16 protein-coding genes are annotated in these 17,208 nt (G+C 70.9%); 3 read left to right on the top strand and 13 right to left on the bottom strand.

All coding sequences use genetic code 11. From position 1 onward, the window contains the following. Positions 1-223: 223 nt before the first annotated feature. Positions 224-607: a hypothetical protein gene (locus tag ABZX61_RS14955; protein ID WP_355194720.1), complete on the top strand. Its 384-nt coding sequence runs from the start codon at positions 224-226 to the stop codon at positions 605-607. A 60-nt stretch (positions 608-667) separates the two neighbouring features. On the opposite strand, the gene ABZX61_RS14950 is transcribed toward ABZX61_RS14955, so the two are convergent. The 6 genes from ABZX61_RS14950 to ABZX61_RS14925 are packed head-to-tail and all read right to left on the bottom strand — an operon-like array spanning position 668 to position 7,348. Next, the gene (locus ABZX61_RS14950) at positions 668-1,957 is read right to left on the bottom strand and encodes an ABC transporter substrate-binding protein (protein WP_355194718.1); all 1,290 of its coding nucleotides are present in this window, start codon (positions 1,955-1,957) and stop codon (positions 668-670) included. Positions 1,958-1,970: 13 nt separating this feature from the next. Next, positions 1,971-3,137 carry a branched-chain amino acid ABC transporter permease gene (locus tag ABZX61_RS14945; protein WP_355194716.1) on the bottom strand — a complete coding sequence of 389 codons (1,167 nt, stop codon included), beginning with the start codon at positions 3,135-3,137 and terminating at the stop codon, positions 1,971-1,973. Next, entirely contained in the window at positions 3,134-4,021 is an 888-nt protein-coding gene (locus tag ABZX61_RS14940; RefSeq protein WP_350722469.1) for a branched-chain amino acid ABC transporter permease, read from the bottom strand. Before ABZX61_RS14940 ends, ABZX61_RS14945 begins: the two co-directional genes overlap by 4 nt. Next, positions 4,018-5,838: an AMP-binding protein gene (locus ABZX61_RS14935; protein WP_355194714.1), complete on the bottom strand. Its 1,821-nt coding sequence runs from the start codon at positions 5,836-5,838 to the stop codon at positions 4,018-4,020. The genes ABZX61_RS14940 and ABZX61_RS14935 overlap by 4 nt, the downstream gene beginning before the upstream one ends. Continuing rightward, complete coding sequence (locus ABZX61_RS14930; protein WP_355194712.1) at positions 5,835-6,599, bottom strand: ABC transporter ATP-binding protein; 765 nt, start codon at positions 6,597-6,599, stop codon at positions 5,835-5,837. The genes ABZX61_RS14935 and ABZX61_RS14930 overlap by 4 nt, the downstream gene beginning before the upstream one ends. Beyond that, positions 6,587-7,348, bottom strand: coding sequence for an ABC transporter ATP-binding protein (locus ABZX61_RS14925; RefSeq protein WP_355194710.1), 762 nt, complete (start codon positions 7,346-7,348; stop codon positions 6,587-6,589). The genes ABZX61_RS14930 and ABZX61_RS14925 overlap by 13 nt, the downstream gene beginning before the upstream one ends. 125 nt (positions 7,349-7,473) lie before the next feature. Between ABZX61_RS14925 and ABZX61_RS14920 the strand changes: the two genes are divergently transcribed. Next, positions 7,474-7,731 carry a UBP-type zinc finger domain-containing protein gene (locus ABZX61_RS14920; protein WP_350722476.1) on the top strand — a complete coding sequence of 86 codons (258 nt, stop codon included), beginning with the start codon at positions 7,474-7,476 and terminating at the stop codon, positions 7,729-7,731. Positions 7,732-7,750: 19 nt separating this feature from the next. Here ABZX61_RS14920 and ABZX61_RS14915 read toward each other — a convergent pair whose 3' ends face one another. Both ABZX61_RS14915 and ABZX61_RS14910 read right to left on the bottom strand, forming a co-directional pair. After that, positions 7,751-9,325, bottom strand: coding sequence for a Na+/H+ antiporter (locus ABZX61_RS14915; RefSeq protein WP_350722478.1), 1,575 nt, complete (start codon positions 9,323-9,325; stop codon positions 7,751-7,753). A 34-nt stretch (positions 9,326-9,359) separates the two neighbouring features. Continuing rightward, complete coding sequence (locus tag ABZX61_RS14910) at positions 9,360-10,670, bottom strand: hypothetical protein (RefSeq protein WP_355194708.1); 1,311 nt, start codon at positions 10,668-10,670, stop codon at positions 9,360-9,362. A 230-nt stretch (positions 10,671-10,900) separates the two neighbouring features. Here ABZX61_RS14910 and ABZX61_RS14905 point away from each other — a divergent pair, with 230 nt between their 5' ends. Next, on the top strand, positions 10,901-12,901 hold the full coding sequence (locus ABZX61_RS14905) for an ATP-dependent DNA helicase (RefSeq protein ID WP_355194706.1): 2,001 nt from the start codon (positions 10,901-10,903) through the stop codon (positions 12,899-12,901). 374 nt (positions 12,902-13,275) lie between these two features. On the opposite strand, the gene ABZX61_RS14900 is transcribed toward ABZX61_RS14905, so the two are convergent. Genes ABZX61_RS14900 through aroC form a run of 5 tightly spaced genes read right to left on the bottom strand, consistent with a single transcriptional unit; the run spans position 13,276 to position 17,201 of the window. Then, a complete protein-coding gene (locus ABZX61_RS14900; protein WP_355194704.1) occupies positions 13,276-14,028 on the bottom strand; it encodes an SGNH/GDSL hydrolase family protein in 753 nt (250 codons plus the stop codon). After that, positions 14,025-14,459, bottom strand: coding sequence for a type II 3-dehydroquinate dehydratase (gene aroQ / locus ABZX61_RS14895; RefSeq protein WP_185077687.1), 435 nt, complete (start codon positions 14,457-14,459; stop codon positions 14,025-14,027). Before aroQ ends, ABZX61_RS14900 begins: the two co-directional genes overlap by 4 nt. After that, positions 14,456-15,526 carry a 3-dehydroquinate synthase gene (gene aroB / locus ABZX61_RS14890; RefSeq protein WP_355194702.1) on the bottom strand — a complete coding sequence of 357 codons (1,071 nt, stop codon included), beginning with the start codon at positions 15,524-15,526 and terminating at the stop codon, positions 14,456-14,458. The genes aroQ and aroB overlap by 4 nt, the downstream gene beginning before the upstream one ends. Next, a complete protein-coding gene (locus ABZX61_RS14885) occupies positions 15,523-16,023 on the bottom strand; it encodes a shikimate kinase (protein WP_355194700.1) in 501 nt (166 codons plus the stop codon). The genes aroB and ABZX61_RS14885 overlap by 4 nt, the downstream gene beginning before the upstream one ends. After that, positions 16,020-17,201, bottom strand: coding sequence for a chorismate synthase (gene aroC, locus ABZX61_RS14880; RefSeq protein ID WP_350722492.1), 1,182 nt, complete (start codon positions 17,199-17,201; stop codon positions 16,020-16,022). The genes ABZX61_RS14885 and aroC overlap by 4 nt, the downstream gene beginning before the upstream one ends. Positions 17,202-17,208: the final 7 nt, after the last annotated feature.

The raw sequence follows: 17,208 nt of genomic DNA, 5'->3' as shown, positions 1-17,208 counted from the left end.
GATTTCGATACCCCATTCGCACCCGCGCTTAACCTGAAAATAATTCTTTCCAATTCGGGGGGATAATTCCGGACTTAAGGTGCCAGTTGCCCTCTGACCAGGGGAATCTTCATTCGATTCCGCTTGTGATCGCCAATTGAGGGGGTATCCTCTTGGCAAAGAAAGCGGGACCGGAGATCCCTACAATCCCCGGTCCCTTACCTCCAAGGTAAGGGAGATCAACATGAGCTTCAAGGAACTCTGCTGCAACCTCGGCACCGAGTTGGACAACGAGTTCATCCGGCTCCGGGCGGACCAGGCGGAGCTCGGGCAGCAGCTCACCGAGCGGATCAACGGCGTGGCCAACCACGTCAAGATCCTCGACGCGAAGGTGACCGGGCTGGACGCCAAGGTCACCGTCCTCGACGAGCGGGTCACCGCACTCGACACCAAGGTCACCGTCCTCGACGAGCGGGTCACCGCACTCGACGCCAAGATGGACACGAAGTTCGAGGAGATCGACGCCAGGTTCGACTCCGTGGACGGCAAGATCAACAATCTGCAGGGCAACCAGAACGAGATGATGAACATCCTCATCGACATCCAGCGAAAAGTCAGCGCCAACTAGCGCCTGCCCCGCCGTGAAAGGGCGGACTCGTGAAACACACGAGTCCGCCCTTCGCGTTCGCTAGAGCTTGCTGTAGCAAGGACCGTCGAAGGTGTACCCCTGCGCCGTCGGCCCCGTGAAGAAGTCCTTGACGATCGTCACGCCCGTCGGCGCCTGCTCGTCGACCTTGTTGATCAGCGTCTGCCTGAACACCGCGGCGCTCGACGCGTCCGCGTAGTTGCCCGCCTCTGGCGGGAGCATGCCCTCGTAGTCCACCGTCCTCAGCGTCTTGACGGCCGCCAGCAGCCCCTTGCGGCTCACGTCCCCGCCGGCCACCATCGCGTCCAGGGCCGCCTTCATCGGGTACGCCCAGGCCCATCCCGAGGTGTATCCGTCGTTGGGCGTCACGCCGGGCAGGGCGTCGCGCATCGCCTTGTGCCCCGGGGTGTCGGCGCCCCATGGCTTGCCCGGGGCCGACTGCTCGTACAGGGCCTTGAGGGCGGGGGCGGCGGGGGACTTCAGCAGGGCCGGGTTCCAGGTGGGGCCGGTGCCGATGAAGCGGCCCTTGTAGCCGGCCGCGGCCGCCTGGCCGATGATCGTGGCAGCGTCGGCCGGGCCGGTGGTGAGGATGACCAGGTCGGGCTTGTTCTTGGTGATCTCGGTGATGGCCCGGCCCTGCTCGGTGGCGCCCGAGGGGGTCTCGACGTTGGTGAACTTCAGGCCGTTGCGCTCGGCGGCGATCTTGGCGCCGGCGGCGGCGTCCGCGCCGTAGTCGCCGGCCAGGTGGACGGCCATGACCGACTTCGGCTTGTACGTGTCCATCGCGTAGTCCACGGAGTTCATGGCCTCGACGCAGTAGTTGGAGCCGCTCTCGATCATGACGTCCTCGAACTCCCAGGCCGAGGTCCATGAGGCGGGGGCGGCGACGACGCTGTTGGCCTTGAGGTCGCCGAGGATGGCCGCGGTCGTGGGCGAGCCGAGCGTCTGGGCCAGCGCGAGCACGTGGTCCTTGATCTCGTTGTAGACCTGGCGGTGCACCTCCGGGTTGTACTTGTTGTCCCGTACGTACTTGGTGACGTCGACCTCGTACTTGCCGCCGATGCCGCCGGCCTTGTTGACGCGGGCCCAGAACGCCTTCTGGGCGTCGGTGATCGGCACGGCCAGCGCGGCGAAGGGGCCGGAGGTCAGGTCGGAGATCGTACCGAGGTAGATGCAGCCCTTCTTGGCGTCCACCGCGGTGGGACAGGGTGCGGTGGTGACACCTGGAGCCTGGGCGCCGCCCTTGCTGCCCTCGTCGTCCCCCCGGAAGACGCCGCACGCGGACAGAAGGGCCACTATCGCGATAAATCCCGCTGCATAGCGACTCTTCATGAAAAATCACCTTCTAGTAGGAGAAAGGCCATGACTTCCAGTAGTTGCGGACCCGGATCCACAGGCCGAACAGGCCCCGTGGCTCGAAGATCAGGAACACCACGATGAGCAGCCCGTACAGCACGGTCTCGACCTGGAACACGTTCGGCGTCAGCGTGGTGTCCGCGCTCACGAACGGCACCAGCGCCGGCAGCGCCCTGGTCAGCGGCTGCAGCAGCGAGATGAACAGCGCCCCCGCGATCGACCCCGACACGGTGGCCACGCCGCCGATCAGCACCATCGCGATGAACTGCACCGACAGCAGCAGGCTGAACGACCCGGGCTCGACGTAGCCGGAGATCGTGTAGAGCAGGCCCCCGGCGCAGCCCGCGTAGAACGACGAGATGCCGAAGGCCAGGACCTTGTAGCGGGTGAGCGGCACCCCGATGACCTCGGCCGCGATGTCCCGGTCGCGGATGGCGGCGAAGGCGCGGCCGACGCGCGAGCGGGCCAGGTTTCGGGCCGCCAGGGCGAAGACGACGAGCAGCGCCAGCATGAGCACGTACAGCGACTGCTCCCTGGTGCCGAGCGGCCCGTCCTGGTCGAGGCGCACGCCGAAGAGCTGCGGGACCGCCGCCTCGCGCCCGACCCCCGGCCCGCCGGTGAGGTCCTGCCACTCCTTGAAGACGTGCTCGCCGAGGAACACCAGCCCGAGCGTGACGACGGCCAGGTAGAGGCCGCGCAGGCGGGTGGCCAGGGGCGCGACCAGCACCCCGGCCACGGCGGCGACGAGTCCGGCCGCGGGCAGCCAGATCCAGATCTCCGCGAGGCCGAAGCCGATGCGCTCGCCGTCCACGGGGCCGGACACGGCGGCGGCGGTGTAGGCGCCGATGGCGACGAAGAACGCGTGGCCGAGCGAGACCTGCCCCGCGTAGCCGGTGACGATGTTGAGACCGATGGCGCCGATGGCCAGCGCGTACGCGCCCGCCAGCACCTCCAGCGACCGGTCCTGCAGCAGCACCGCCAGCCCGAACGCCAGCAGCACCAGCAGCCCCGTCCACACCCGCTTCGCCGGGGTGTCGAGCAGCGCCATGTCCTGGGCGTAGGAGGTGTAGAGCAGCGGCCGCCCGCGCACCCGGCGAGACCGTCCGGTCGGTATGTCAGGAACGGCGGAGCGCGCCGCGGATCGCGTGCCGGTCATACCCGCTCGACCTCCCGGGTCCCGAACAGGCCATAGGGCCTGACCAGCAGGACGATCAACATCACCACGTACGGCGACACGACCGCGAAGTTCTGCCCCAGCCAGGGCGCGAACTCCCCCTGGTACGACTGGAACAGCGACTCCACGACCCCGACCACCAGCCCGCCCACGACCGCGCCGCCGAGCGAGTCGAGCCCGCCCACGATGATCGCCGGCAGCGCCTTCAACGCGACCACCCAGGTGAGCTGCTCGATCCCCTGCCCGGTCCCGACGAACATGCCGGCCACGGCCGCCAGGAACCCGGCCAGCGCCCACGACAGCGCGAACACGGCCCCCACCGAGACCCCCTGCGCCAGGGCGGTCTCCTGGTCGAACGCCGCCGCCCGCATCGCCAGCCCGTACCTCGTGTAACGGAAGAACGCGAACAGCAGCGCCACCAGCACCGCCGTGACCAGCAGCATGGCCAGCCAGCGCCGCTGCACGACCAGCGACCCGAGCGACACCTGCGTGAACCCCCACGGGTCCCCGACCTGCCGCACGTCCCGGCCGATGAAGCCGTTCACCACCACCCGCACCACCACGTCGATGCCCAGCGTGATGATCGCCACGACGAACACCGGCCGCCCCACCATGGGCCTGATCGCGACCCGCTCGATCCCGAGCGCCACCAGGGCGATGAGCAGCGCCGACAGCAGGACGGCGGCGTAGAAGCCGGTCACCTCGGCCAGGTAGCTCACCGCGACGGCCCCGGCCAGCATCAGCGCGGGCTGCGCGAAGCTGATCACCCGCGTGGCCTTGTAGATGATCACGAACCCGAGCGCGAGCAGCGCGTACACCGAGCCGTTCCCCAGGCCCCTGATCACGGTCTCGAGCAGCCCCTTCACCGGGCGTACATCCCTTCCACCAGGTCCTCGAAGAGCTTGGCGACGGCGGCGCGCTTGACCTTCTGGGTGGCGGTCAGCTCCCCGTCCTCGTGGTCGAGCTCCTTGGGCAGGAACATGAACCGCCGCACCTGCTCGACCCGGGCGAAGCGGGTGTTCACCTCGTCCACGATCCCCCGGACCAGCTCCCGCGTCTCCGGCTTCTCCGACAGATCCCGATAGGTCGTGTACGGCAGCCCGCGCCGCCGCGCCCACTCCCCCACCGTGTCCGGCTCGATCCCGATGAGCGCCACCAGGTACGGCCGCCGGTCCCCGATCACGATGGCTTCCTTCAGGTACGGCGACGCCTTCAGCGCGTTCTCGATCTCGCTGGGCGCGACGTTCTTGCCGCCGGCCGTGATGATGATGTCCTTCATCCTGTCGGTGATCCGCACGTGCGTGCCCTCGACGAACTCGCCCACGTCCCCGGTGTGCAGCCACCCGTCCTCGTCCAGCACGTCGGCCGTGGCCCGCGGGTTGCGCCAGTAGCCGGCGAAGTTCCCCGGATGCCGGGTCATGATCTCGCCGGTGGCCTCGTCGATCCTCAGCTCGACGCCGGGGTGCGGCTCGCCGACCGTGCCCAGGCGCACCCTGCCGGGCCGGTTGGCGGTGGCGATGGCGGTGTTCTCGCTCATCCCGTACACCTCGTGCATCGGGATGCCGATCCCCATGTAGAACTTGAGCACGCCGGGCGCGATCGGCGCGGCCCCCGAAGCCGCGTACCTGACCCGCCGCATCCCGAGCCGCTCGCGCAGCGAGCGGTAGCAGAACACCCAGCCCACCCCGTACGCCAGCCGCGTCCCGAACGTGTGCCGGCCGCCCGTGCGCACCAGCGCGTCGCCGATCCGGTCGGCCACCCGCAGCCAGAACCGGGTCACCGCCCGCTTGACCGGCGAGGCCGACTCCAGCCGGATGTCGACCTGGGCCAGGACCTTCTCCCAGATCCGCGGCACCCCGAACAGGATCGTCGGCTGCACCTCCCGCAGGTTGGCCTGCACGGTGTCGATGGACTCGGCGAAGTTCACCTGCACGCCGGCGGCCGAGTTGAACCACACGGTGAACGTCCGCTCGGCCACGTGGCACAGCGGCAGGTGGGACAGCGCCAGGTCGCGCTCGGAGGGCGGCGGGGAGGTGAAGCCGCCGCCCAGGACGAGCGTGCTGACGGCGAACTCCACGTTCCCGATCGTGAGCATGACGCCCTTGGGCGGGCCCGTGGTGCCCGAGGTGTAGATGAGCGTCATCACGTCGCCGGGCTCGGCCTCGGCCATGCGGCGCTCCACGGCCTCAGGGTGCCCGGCGCGGTGCTCGGCCCCGAGGGCGAGCAGTTCGGGCCAGGACATCAGGACGTCGTCGTCGTAGCGGCCGCGGATGCCGCGCGGCTCCAGGTAGACGATGCGCCGCAGCTCGGGGCACTCGCCGAGGACCTTGAGCGCCTTGTCCACCTGCTCCTGGTCCTCGGCGATGAGGATCTTCGCGCCGGAGTCCGCGAGGAGGTAGGCGACCTCGGCGGGCGGGTTCGTGGGGTAGAGACCGACGGTGACGCCCCGGACGGCGACCGTGCCGAGATCGCCGTAGAGCCATTCGGGGCGGTTCTCGGAGTGGACGGCGACGCGGTCCCCGGGCTCGACGCCGAGGGCGAGCAGGGCGTGGGCGACGAGCTCCACCTGGGTCCAGTACGCGGCCCAGGTGACCTCCCGCCAGATGCCCAGGTCCTTGTGCCGCATGGCGACCGCGCCGGGGGTGCTGCGGGCACGGTCCCGCACCCTGGTGACGATGCTCATGCGGCTCCTCCCAGGTACGCCTCGATGACCTTGGGGTCCTGCTGGACCTCGGCCGGGGTGCCGAGCGCGACCGGGCGGCCGAAGTCGAGCACGAGCACCCGGTCGGCCAGGTCCATCACCAGCGCCATGTCGTGGTCCACGAGGACGACCGGGATTCCCAGCTCGTCCCGGATGTCCAGCACGAACCTGGCCATGTCCTCGGTCTCCTCCAGGTTCATGCCGGCCACCGGCTCGTCCAGCAGGAGCAGCCGGGGCTCCATGGCCAGCGCTCGGCCCAGCTCGACCCGCTTCTGGATCCCGTACGGCAGCAGCCGCACGGGGTGGCGCCGCCAGGCCTCGAGTTCGAGGAAGTCGATGATGTCCTCGACCTGGGCGCGGGCGGCCAGCTCCGCGCGCCTGGCCCGCCCGTACCAGAACAGCGCGGCCAGGGCGCCATAGCGGAAGTGGTGGTGGCGGCCGAGCATGAGGTTGTCCAGGACGGTCAGGTTGTGGAACAGCTCGACGTTCTGGAACGTCCTGGCCAGGCCCATGGCGGCGATCTCGTGCGGCCGTTTCGGCAGCAGGTCCTCGCCCAGGAACGTGACCCGGCCGCGCTGGGGCCGGTAGACCCCCGAGAGCACGTTGAAGATCGAGGTCTTGCCCGCGCCGTTCGGCCCGATGATCGCCAGCAGCTCGGCCTGCCGGACCTCGAACGAGACGCCGTCGACGGCCTTGACGCCGGCGAAGCTCAGGTGCACGTCCTCGAACGTCAGGAGAGCCATCGTTTCCTCCGCTTGTAGTGCTTGACCTCGCGGAAGGACCTGACGGCCCCCAGGTAGAACTCCTTGATGTCCTCGTCGGCGAGCAGTTCGCCGGACGGCTTGTCCATCACGACCTTGCCGGTCTCCATGACGTAGCCGTGGGAGGCGATGGACAGGGCCATCGTGGCGTTCTGCTCGACCAGCAGGACCGTGGTGCCCTGGCGGTTGATCTCGACGATGAGGTCGCGCACCTGGGCGACCAGCGACGGCGCCAGGCCCAGGCTGGGCTCGTCCAGCAGCAGGTACTTCGGCCCGGCCATGAGGGCGCGGCCGACGGCCAGCATCTGCTGCTCGCCGCCCGACAGGTAGCCGGACACGCTCCTGCGCCGCTCCCGCAGCAGCGGGAACAGGCCGTAGACGCGGTCCAGGTGGGACTCGGCCGCCGTGTGGCCGCCGACCTTGAGGTTCTCCTCGACGGTCAGCTCGGCGAGGATGCGGCGGCCCTCCATCACCTGGCTCACCCCGCGCCGCACGATCTGGGCGGGTCTGAGGTGGTGGATGGGCTCGCCCTCCAGCGTCACGCTGCCCTTGGTGATCTCGCCGTCGTGCACGTCGAGCAGCCCGGACACGGCACGGAGCAAGGTCGTCTTGCCCGCGCCGTTCGCGCCGAGCAGCGCCACGATCGCCCCAGGCGGCACGCTGAGGCTCACGCCGCGCAGCACGAGCATCACGTCGTCGTAGACGACTTCGAGGTTGCGGACCTCCAGCACACCCGACTCCTCGGGATGGTGTGGCGTATGTCACTCCCTGATGAGCACAATGTCCACGCTTGCCCGGCGGCCGACAAGAGGGGTGGGCGAAATTTGATCGTGCTGCTGGTCCTAGGATTTCTCCTATGGCAATTTGCGAGCATCTTTCCCAGGCGGACGATCCGGCGGCGAAGACGCCGGAGGGCTGCGAGGAGTGCCTCGCCGTCGGGGGCCGCTGGGTGCACCTGCGGCGCTGTCTGGAGTGCGGTCACATCGGGTGCTGCGACTCCTCGCCGGCCAAGCACGCCACCCAGCACTACCACGAGACGGCCCACCCGGTGATCCAGTCCTACGAACGCGGCGAGGACTGGCGCTGGTGCTTCGTCGACAGCGCGATGGGCTGAGCGGCGCGGCTCTTCCCGGCTAGCGCTCCAGGATCGCCTCCTCGAAGTCGAGCTGCGCCATCACGTCGCGCATCACCTCGTCGTCGAGGCGGCGTTCGTCGCGCAGCCGGACGAAGACCTGCCGCTCTGCCTGGAGCATGTCACGGCGCAGGCGGCGGTAGAGGGCGCTGGGGGTCTCAGCGCCACCCTGCCCCGTGCCGCCGCCCAGTCGCTCCCAGGCGCTCAGCGAGCGGCGCCAGGACTTCTCCCTGAGCTGGTCGATGACCTGCTTCTGGATCTCGTCGGGCTCGCCCTGCTCGGCGATGAGCCGCGTGAGCTCCTCCAGGCCGGCCTCCAGCGCGGCCTGCTGGGCCGCCGCCTCGGCCAGGCGGTCTTCGTACTGCTCCTGCTCGCTCGACACGCGCAGCCGCCTGATCAGCGCGGGGAACGTGGTGCCCTGGATGAGCAGCGTGCCGATCACGGTCGTGAACGTCAGGAACAGCAGCATCGCGCGGTCCCGCGCGGGGATGTCCGGCGGGAGGGCGAAGGCCGCCGCCAGCGACACCACGCCGCGCATGCCGGCCCAGCCGAGGATCACCGTCTGCGGGCCGGTCGGCACGTTGCTCCTGCGCAGGAGCTTCATCAGGCGCGTCACCACGAACAGCCACACGAACCTGCTGACGATCGTCACCGCCAGCACGGCGGCGGCGTAGCCCGCGACCGCCCACGGGTCGTAGCCGGAGATGCCCTGGATGACGGTCGTGAGCTGGAGCCCGATCAGGGCGAACACGACCGCTTCCAGGAAGAAGTCGGTGACCTTCCACACGGCGTCGGACACCAGCCGGGTGCCGAACCCCTGCAGGTGCATGCGGTTGCCCAGATAGAGGCCGACGATCACGACCGCGATCACGCCCGAGGCATGCACGCTCTCCGCCGCGAGGTAGGTGGCGAACGGGATCAGCAGCATCAGCGTGTTCTCGACCAGGGAGTCGCGCGTGTGCCTGAACAACCAGGCCATCGCGAACGCCACCACCAGCCCGATCGCCACGCCGCCCGCCGCGGCGAGCGCGAAGTCGCCGAGGCCGTGCCACATGTCGAAGGTGCCGCCCAGCGCGGCCCCGACGGCGACCCGGTAGAGCGTGAGCGCCGTGGCGTCGTTGAACAGGCTCTCGCCGACCAGGATCGTCAGCGCCCTGCGCGGCAGACCCAGCCGGCGGCCGACCGCGACGGCGGCCACGGCGTCGGGCGGCGCGATGATCGCGCCCAGCGCGAACGCCAGCGCGAGCGGGAGCTGCGGCAGCAGCAGGTGGACGACCAGCCCGACGGCGGCGGTGGTGAACAGCACGAGCCCGATCGACAGCAGGGCCACGGCCCGCTTGACGTCACGCAGGCGCAGGTAGGAGCTGTCGAACGCGGCGGAGTAGAGGAGCGGCGGCAGGAACACGTACAGCACGAGCTCGGGCTGCAGCGGCACCGCCGGCACCAGCGGCGACACCAGCAGGCCGGCGGCCACCAGCAGGAGGGGGGCGGGCCAGCCCCTGCGCCGGGCGACGGCCGCGACGCCGATGGCGCCGCCCGCCACCAGCAGCAGTTGCAGGCCCATGGTCGGGTTCACGGGAGGAGCGTACCTGGCCCCCGGACCCGGCGTGTCACCACTCCCGGCGGTCGCTCCGCTCGTGGTAGTCCGGCTGCTCGCCGGGCCGCAGGCGTTCGCCGGTGGAGAACATGGGGTCCACGACGTACGGGCGGGACAGCGCGTCGGGCTGCTGGTGCTCCTGGCGGCCCATGGACATCAGCGGGTCCACCGGGTTCGGCGCGGGACTCTGCTGGTAGGCGGCGTAGTCGTCGCGGACGGGCTGCGGGGCGGGACGGCGCCGGCCCGCGCCCGGGATGCCGTGCATGGGGGTCCCCAGGCCCGCGGCGGCCGGGGCCTGCGGCGGTGGCGGCGGTTGCTGCTGCTGGTAGGCGTAGGGATCGGCCGGGTAGGGGTCGTTCTGGTACGGGTCGTTCTGATAAAGGTCGGGCCGGTGCTGGGGCTGCTGAGGAGGGGCCGGCTGGTGCTGGGGCGGCTGGTGGGGCGCGGCCGCCTGGGAGGGGAAGCCGAGCGGGTCGGTGCTCAGCGGCGCCGGGCGGCGCTGGTCGCCGGGCATCTGGTAGACGGGCTCGTTGTCGATGTACTGGGGACCCATGAAGGGGTCGGCCTGGGCGGCGGGGCCGCCGTACGGCTGCGGCTCGGCGGCGTACTGCGGGCCGCTGTAGGCGTCACCGGCGTACTGCGGACCGCTGAGCGGGTCGCCGCCGTACTGCGGGCCGCTGAGGGGATCGCCGGTGTACTGGGGCCCGCTGAAGGGGTCGCCGGTGTACTGCGGGCCGCTGAGCGGGTCGCCGGTGTAGCGCTGCTGCGGGGCCGTCGTCTCCACGTACTGGGGGCCGGTGAAGGGGGCCCGCTCGCCGTAGGCGTCCCTCGGAGCCTCGCCGTAGGCGTCCCTGGGCGCCTCCCCGTACGCGGGGGGCATGGTGTCCCTGGGGGCCGTGGTCTCGCCGTAGGAGGCGACCAGCTTGTCCTGGCGGGCCGGAGGGGCGCCCCTGGCCACGAGGACGTCGTTGGGCGACAGGGCGGCCGTGGGCCGTTCCTCGGGCTGGTGCTGCGCCTGCGGTGGCTGCTGGACGGGTGGGGTCGGCCGCTGGTACTGCCCGGTGCCGGGCATGACCTCCGTGCCCGGGTCGTGCGCGGGCACGGCGGGCTGCTCGCCCGTGGCCTCGGCGAAACCCTCGTCGAGAGTGTCGAGCAGGCGCCCGACGTCCTCCATCGGCATGCGGAAGCTCGCGGTGCACATCTCGCCGCGCCAGAGGCTCAGGACCAGCGTGCCCTCATGCCACGTGACGCGAAGACACCGCTCCTGACCTCGCGCATCGAAGAACACTTCGCCGAACGACGGCAACGGGACAACTTCCGACATGGCAGACATACTGCTTTAACCAGCCTTTTCCCGTCCACTCAACCCCGGAAAACCCTCTTGAACCGGCCTTCCCATCTACACCGGGAACCCCTTTGATCACTCTGTGTGAAGGCCTTCTCTGACCCGTCGGAGTCCCGACCGCCCAGTGTGCCACGGGTGCCGACGCGAGGGTCCGGGAACGCCGGGATGCATCTGGCCGATCACACCGCGTTCGGCACGGCGACCCCGGAATGCGGGTAGCGTTTACTGCCGTGCCGGACTCCCATCTCCCGTCTGCGGACGAACTACTCATGGTTGCGGTAAACGCTCTCGGAGGGAGCGAACGGCAGGGCCAGTTGACCATGGTCCAGGCCGTGCAACAGGCCATCGACGGTGAGGAACACCTGGCGGTCCAGGCCGGCACGGGCACCGGGAAGTCGCTGGCGTACCTGGTGCCGTCGATCCGCCACGCGATGGACAGCGACTCGCCCGTCGTGGTCTCCACGGCCACGATCGCGCTGCAGCGCCAGCTCGTCGACCGCGACCTGCCCCGGCTGGCCGAGACGCTGGGCAAGGAGCTGCCGCACGAGCCGACGTTCGCGATCCTGAAGGGCCGCCGCAACTACCTGTGCCGCTACAAGGCGACGGCGGGCTGGCCCGAGGAGGACGAGCAGGACCAGCTCTTCGACCCCCGCGAGGTGAGCGCGACCGGCCGCATGGTGCAGCGCATCCAGGAGTGGGCCGACGAGACCGAGACCGGCGACCGCGACGAGCTCGTGCCCGGGGTGAGCGAGCAGGCGTGGCGGCAGTTCTCCGTGAGCGCGCAGGAGTGCCTCGGGGCCAGCCGTTGCCCGAGCGGGGCCGAGTGCTTCGCCGAGATGGCCAGGGCGCGGGCGGGCGAGGTGGACGTCGTGGTGACCAACCACGCGCTGCTGGCCATCGACGCCATGGGCGACCTGCCGCTGCTGCCCGAGCACGAGGTCGTGGTCGTGGACGAGGCCCACGAGCTGGTCGACCGGGTGACCTCGGTGGTGACCGGCGAGCTGTCGGAGCTGACCGTGGCGCTGGCGGTGCGCCGGGTGGGCAGGCTGATCGAGCAGGCGATCGCCGACCAGCTCATGGAGGCGGGCGAGGACCTCAAGGCGCTGCTGGCCGCCGCGCCGCCCGGGCGCATCGACGAGCTGCCGCAGGTACTCGGCCTGACGCTGGCGCTGGTGCGCGACTCGGCCGCGCGATGCGTCACGGCCCTGGGGCCGCGCGGCGCCGACAAGGACGACCCCGACAAGGCGGGGCAGCGCAAGGCCGCGTTCTCGGTGCTGGACGAGGTGCACGACACGGCGGTGCGCATGCTGGAGGCGTACGGTCACGCCTCGGAGTCCGACCGCGCCGAGGTGGTCTGGCTCGACGGAAGCACCGACCGGCGCCCGCCCACGCTGCGGGTCGCGCCACTGACGGTGAGCGGCATGCTGCGCGACAAGCTGTTCGGCGAGCGCACGGTGATCCTCACCTCCGCCACCCTGGCCCTGGGCGGCACCTTCGACGCGCTGGCCGCGCAGTGGGGGCTCGGCGACAGCAAGGGCTGGCAGGGCATCGACGTCGGCTCGCCGTTCGACCACCCCCGCGCGGGCATCCTGTACGTCGCCAAGCACCTCCCCCAGCCCGGCCGCGACGGGCTGCCGCAGCAGTACCTGGACGAGATCGTCGAGCTGATCGAGGCGGCCGGGGGGCGCACGCTGGGCCTGTTCTCCTCGATGCGCGCCGCCAAGGCCGCCACGGAGGCGCTGCGCGAGCGGCTGGACGTACCGCTGCTGTGCCAGGGGGACGACTCGACGATGCTGCTGGTCAAGCAGTTCGCCGAGGACGAGCCCACCTGCCTGTTCGGCACGCTGTCGCTGTGGCAGGGCGTGGACGTGCCGGGGCCCTCGCTGCGGCTGGTCATCATCGACCGGGTGCCGTTCCCGCGCCCGGACGACCCGCTGACGTCGGCCCGGCAGCGCCACGTGGCGGCCAGGGGCGGCAACGGCTTCATGGCGGTCGCGGCCAACCACGCCGCCCTCCTCCTCGCCCAGGGCGCCGGCCGTCTCCTGCGCGCCCAGGACGACAAGGGCGTCATCGCCGTCCTGGACCCCCGGCTCGCCACGGCCCGCTACAGCGGCTTCCTCCTGGGCTCCCTCCCCCCGTTCTGGCGCACCACCGACCCGGCCATCCCCCGCGCGGCCCTGAAGCGCCTGGCCACCGAATCCCCCACCTGACCCACCCGGCGCTCCTGAACGGGGGCGCCGGCGGCAAGCGGGACGTGCGCCCGCCATCCCGCCGAACGCGAGCCCGATCCACCCGGCGCCGGTGCGGCGAGCAGCCGTGCGGTGGGAATCGGCGCAACGCGGGCGGCGGGAAGGGGGGAAGCACGGAGCCGGTCCGGCTTTTCACCACCCAGCCGGTCAAGCGTGCGCACCGTAACGGCGCTCAGCCGGTGAAGGGTCAGCGGCCGTTTCCTGGAGGGCCCTGCTCATGGTCGCGCTCGCACGGGGCTCCGCTGGTCACGCAAGCTGCCGCTCTCCGCCCCAGGCTCGCCGCTCCGTCAGCCGAAGTGCGGCGGGTGGCCTGCCCGTGCGCAGCCGTAAAAGAACTAAAAAGCAGTAAGGTCAGGACGCTTGGGAGAAACCCCGTCGCCGGAGGAGACGCCGCGCAGGCGGCGGGACATCCAGGGGACGAGGTGCTCGCGGATCCATTGGGCGTCCTCGCGCCGCCGCGCCCGGGGGTCGACCGTGCGGGACGGCCAGTCCTTGCGCCAGTCCTCGAACGGCACCCCCAGCACGTCCAGCACCCGCGCCGCCACCAGCCGGTGACCGTCCTCGTTCATGTGCAGCCGGTCCGCGCTCCACGCCCGCCAGTCGCGCAGCCCCTGCATCGACCACTGATCCACCAGCCGGCACCCGTAGAGGTCGGCGATGGAGCGCACGTGCAGGTAGAAGACCGCGAAGCGACCGCGCAGCCGCCGCATCAGCGGCGTGTCGCGCGGGTCCACCCCCGTGAACAGCAGCACGTCCGAGCCTCCGGCCCGCAGGTCGCGCACGGCGCGGGCGAGCTTCTTGGCCATCACGTCGGGGTCGGTGCCCGGTCTGAGCAGGTCGTTGCCCCCGGCGCAGAGGCTGACCAGGTCGGGGGCCATCTCGACGGCCACCGGCACCTGCTCGGCGACGATCTGGTCGAGCAGCTTCCCGCGCACGGCCAGGTTGGCGTAGCGGAAGCCGGGTTCGTCGGCGGCGAGCCGTTCGGCCACCCGGTCGGCCCAGCCACGGTAGTGACCGTTATGACCGGGGTCGTTCAGTCCTTCTGTGAAGCTGTCGCCGAGGGCGACGAAGGACTTGTAGTGCCTCATGAGGTGGTGTTCATCTCCGCGATAGCGTGCAGCGCAAGGACGTATGACTGTAGTCCGAAGCCCGCGATGGTGCCCGTCGCCACCCCGGCCACGACGGAGTTGTGGCGAAACTCTTCCCTGGCGGCCGGGTTGGAGATGTGAACCTCGACAAGCGGTGCCGTGCGCATGGCGATCGCATCGCGCAGGGCGTAGGAGTAGTGGGTGAAGGCGGCCGGGTTGAGCACGACCGGGATGCGGCCGTCGGCGGCCTCGTGGATCCAGCCGATCAGCTCGGCCTCGTCGTTGGTCTGGCGCACCTCGACGTGCTCGCCGAGCTTCCTGCCGGTGTCGCGGCAGAGCGTGGCGAGGTCCTCGAACGTCTCGGCCCCGTAGATGTCGGGCTCGCGGGTGCCGAGCCTGCCCAGGTTGGGCCCGTTGAGCACGAGGATCATGCGGAGATCTCCTTGTAGGCGGCTTCGAGCAGCTCTTCCGAGGGGCCTTCGAGCCGGCCCGGCTCGGCCAGGCCGTCGAGCACGACGAACCGCTGCTTGGCGCCGCGGTTCTTCTTGTCCAGCCGCATGTGGTCGCGCAGGGATTTCCAGGCGTCGGCGCGGTAGGCGGTGGGCAGGCCGACGCTCGTGAGGATGGATCTGGTGCGTTCGACCAGGTCGGCGCGGCCGGCGAGCTTCGACAGCTCGGCGGCGTAGACCATGCCGATGGCGACGGCCTCGCCGTGGCGGATGGCGTAGTGCTCCTCGCGTTCGATGGCGTGGGCGAGGGTGTGGCCGTAGTTGAGGATCTCGCGCAGGCCCGCCTCGCGCAGATCGGCGCCCACGACGTCGGCCTTGACCTGGATCTTGCGCTCGATCAGCTCGCGGGTGTGGGGGCCGTCGGGCCGCGTGGCGGCCTCCGGGTCGGCCTCGACCAGCCTGAGGATCTCCGGGTCGGCGATGAACCCGCCCTTGATGATCTCGGCCAGGCCGGCCACGTAGTCGCGCCTCGGCATGCTCGCCAGCGTGGACAGCTCGCACAGCACCCCGGCGGGCGGCAGGAACGTGCCCACGAGGTTCTTGCCCTCGGGCGTGTCGATGCCGTTCTTGCCGCCGACGGCCGCGTCGACCATGGCGAGCAGCGTCGTGGGCACGAGCACGACCTGTACGCCGCGCAGCCACGTGCCCGCCACGAACCCCGCCAGGTCGGTCGTCGCACCCCCGCCCACGCCCACCACGGCGTCGGAGCGGGTCACGCCGCTGCGGCCGAGCGCCGACCAGAGCCCGGCGGCCACCTCGACGGTCTTGGCCGCCTCGCCGTCGGGCACGGGCAGCTCGACGACCTCGTAGCCGGCCTCGCGCAGCACCTCGCCGACCGGGCCGGAGATCTCCGGCAGGGTCTCCGGGTGGATGACGGCGACCGTGCGCACGCCGGGCTTGAGCAGCGTGGTCACCTCGGCCAGCACCCCGGTGCCGACCACCACGTCGTACGGGCTGTCACCGCGTACGTGGATCCTCGTGGCACTCATGCGGGCAGCCCCTTGATGATCTCGTCGGCGAGCTCCTCCGGCTCCCGCTTGTCCGTGACCACGGTCGCCACCGCCAGCCGCTCGTAGACCGGCCGCCGCTCCTCCATCAGCTTCTTCAGCTGGCTGCGCGGGTTGAGCACGAGCAACGGCCGGGCGGAAGCGAGCCCCACCCGCTGGACCGCGTCCGCCAGCCCCACCTGCAGGTAGACGACGTGGTGGCTCGCCAGCAGCGCCTGCGTCTCCTCGTTGAGCACGGCGCCGCCGCCGAGCGACAGGATCCCGTCGTGCTCGGTCAGGGCGCGGCGCACGGCCTCGTGCTCCAGCTCGCGGAAGCGGGCCTCGCCGTCCTCGACGAAGATGTCGGAGACGGGCTTGCCGGCGACGGCCTCCACGTCGGCGTCGGTGTCGCGGAACCCGACGCCGAGCCGCTCGGCGAGCAACTGCCCGAGCGTCGTCTTACCGGACCCGGGGGGACCGATCAATACAACCCTGCTCATTTGATCACCATTGACGACAGGTAGCCGGACAGGTTGCGGGCGACCTCCTCGACGGAGTCGCCACCGAACTTCTCGAGGGCCGCGTCGGCCAGCACCAGCGCGACCATGGCCTCGGCCACGATGCCGGCGGCCGGCACGGCGCACACGTCGGAGCGCTCGTGGTGGGCCTTGGCCGCCTCGCCGGTCTTGACGTCGATCGTGGCCAGCGCCCTGGGGACGGTGGAGATCGGCTTCATGGCGGCGCTGACGCGCAGGATCTCGCCGTTCGTCATGCCGCCCTCGACGCCGCCCGCGCGGTTGGTGATGCGGCGCACGCCGTCTTCGGCGGTGTATTCGATCTCGTCGTGGGCCTGGGAGCCGGGCCTGCGCGCGGTCTCGAAGCCGTCGCCGACCGCCACGCCCTTGATCGCCTGGATGCCCATGAGCGCGCCGGCGAGCCTGGAGTCGAGCCTGCGGTCCCAGTGGGTGTAGCTGCCCAGGCCGGGCGGCAGGCCGTACGCGAGGACCTCGACGACGCCGCCGAGCGTGTCGCCGTCCTTGTGGGCCTTGTCGATCACGGCGATCATGGCCGCGCTGCCCTCGGCGTCGGAGCAGCGCACCGGGTCCTCGTCGATCCTGGCCAGCTCGCCGGGGCCGGGCAGGGTTTCCGCCGGGCTCTTCGCGCCGCCGATCTCGGTGACGTGGCTGACGATGTCGACGCCCAGCGCCTGCTTGAGGAAGCGCCTGGCGACCTCGCCGAGCGCGACGCGGGCGGCCGTCTCGCGGGCGCTGGCCCGGTCGAGCACCTGCCTGGCGTCGTCGAACCCGTACTTCTGCATGCCCGCCAGGTCGGCGTGGCCGGGACGCGGCCGGGACCGGGGCGCGTTGCGCGCGAGGCCCTCCAGCTCGGCCGGGTCGACCGGGTCGGCCGCCATGACCTTCTCCCACTTGGGCCACTCGGTGTTTCCGATCCGGATCGCGACCGGGCTGCCCATCGTGCGGCCGTGGCGGACGCCGCCCACGATCGTCACCTGGTCCTGCTCGAACTTCATCCGGGCACCCCGGCCATAACCGAGCCTGCGGCGGCGCAGGGCCTCGTCGATGGCGGCCGTGGTCACCTCCACCCCGGCCGGCAGGCCTTCGAGGATGGCGACGAGTTCGGGGCCGTGGGACTCTCCGGCGGTCAACCAGCGCAACATGCGTACA

Source organism: Nonomuraea sp. NPDC003709, from assembly GCF_040610775.1.
Taxonomy (GTDB): Bacteria; Actinomycetota; Actinomycetes; order Streptosporangiales; family Streptosporangiaceae; genus Nonomuraea; species Nonomuraea angiospora_A.
This window is presented reverse-complemented; position numbering and strand designations above follow the sequence as displayed.